1 protein-coding gene is annotated in these 1705 nt (G+C 75.3%); it reads left to right on the forward strand.

The window, feature by feature from the left end; genetic code table 11:
• The coding region (locus ABZV34_RS39155; protein WP_356287968.1) for a type I polyketide synthase at window positions 1-1705 on the forward strand (1705 nt) is incomplete at both ends.

The raw sequence follows: 1705 nt of genomic DNA on the forward strand, positions 1-1705 counted from the left end.
CCCCGAGGAGCTGAGGCGCTTCGTCGCCGAGGGCGGCGACGCCATCTCCGCGTTCCCCTCCGACCGCGGCTGGGACCTGGAACGCCTGCCCGGACTCCAGGCCGGATTCCTCTACGGAGCCACCCACTTCGACGCCTCCCTGTTCGGCATCTCGCCCCGCGAGGCCCTCGCCATGGACCCGCAGCAGCGGCTGCTGCTGGAGTCCTCCTGGGAGGTCTTCGAACGGGCCGGCATCGACCCGCTGTCCCTGCGCGGCAGCCGCACCGGCGTGTTCGTCGGCGCGATGGGCTCCGGATACGCCTCCGGCCTCGCCGACATCCCCGAGGGCATGGAGGGCTACATCGGCCTCGGCGTCTCCGGCAGCGTCATCTCCGGCCGCGTCGCCTACACCTTCGGCCTCGAAGGCCCCACCATGACCATCGACACGGCGTGCTCCTCGGCGCTGGTCTCCCTGCACCTGGCCGCGCACGCGCTGCGCACCGGCGAGTGCGGCATGGCCCTGGCCGGCGGCGTCACCGTGATGGCCACCCCCGGCACCTACACCGAGTTCACCGCGCAGAACGGACTCGCCGCGGACGGCCGCTGCAAGGCCTTCGCCGCGTCCGCCGACGGCACCAGCTTCTCCGAGGGCGTCGGCGTCCTGCTCCTCGAACGCCTCTCGGACGCCCGCCGCAACCACCACCCCGTCCTCGCCGTCGTCCGCGGCTCGGCGACCAACCAGGACGGCGCCTCCAACGGCCTGACCGCCCCCAACGGCCCCTCCCAGGAACGCGTCATCCGCCAGGCCCTCGCCGCCGCCGGCCTCACCCCCCGCGACGTCGACGCCGTCGAGGCGCACGGCACCGGCACCAGCCTCGGCGACCCCATCGAGGCACGCGCCCTGTTCGCCACCTACGGCCAGGACCGCGAGGACGGCCGGCCCCTGCTGCTCGGCTCCGCCAAGTCCAACTTCGGCCACACCCAGGCCGCCGCCGGCGCCGCCGGAGTCATCAAGATGGTCATGGCCATGCGCCACGGCGAACTGCCCCGCACCCTCCACGTCGACGCGCCCTCCGAGCACATCGACTGGTCCAGCGGCGCCGTCGAACTGCTCACCGAACCCCGTACCTGGCCGGCCGGCACCGCACGCCCCCGCCGCGCCGGCGTCTCCTCCTTCGGCATCAGCGGCAGCAACGCGCACGTCATCCTGGAGGAACCGCCCGCCCCCGGCCCCGCCCCGGCCCGCCCCGAACCGGCCGCCCGGCCCCGCGCGTTCACCGTCTCCGGACACACCCCGGACGCCCTGCGCGCCCAGGCCGCCCGGCTGCGCACCCACCTCCTCGCCCACCCCGGCACCGACCTGCGCGACCTCGCGCACACCCTGTCCGCCGCCCGGCACACCCTCGACCACCGCGCCGTCGCCGTCGCCGGCGACCCCACCGAACTGCTCACCGCACTCGCCGCCACCGCACAGGGCACCGCCGCCCCGGACGTCGCCACCGGCATCGCCACCGGCGGCGCCCGGACCGCGTTCCTCTTCAGCGGCCAGGGCGCCCAGCGCCCCGGCATGGGCCAGGACCTCTACCGGGCCCACCCCGTGTACGCCGAGACGTTCGACACCGTCTGCGCCGAACTCGACCGCCACCTCGACGGACCGCCGCTGCGCTCGGTGGTCTTCTGCGAGGAGGGCTCGCCCGAGGCCGACCTGCTCGGCCGGACCGCCTAC

This window comes from Streptomyces sp. NPDC005195 (assembly GCF_040608315.1).
In the GTDB taxonomy this organism is placed as follows: domain Bacteria; phylum Actinomycetota; class Actinomycetes; order Streptomycetales; family Streptomycetaceae; genus Streptomyces; species Streptomyces kaempferi.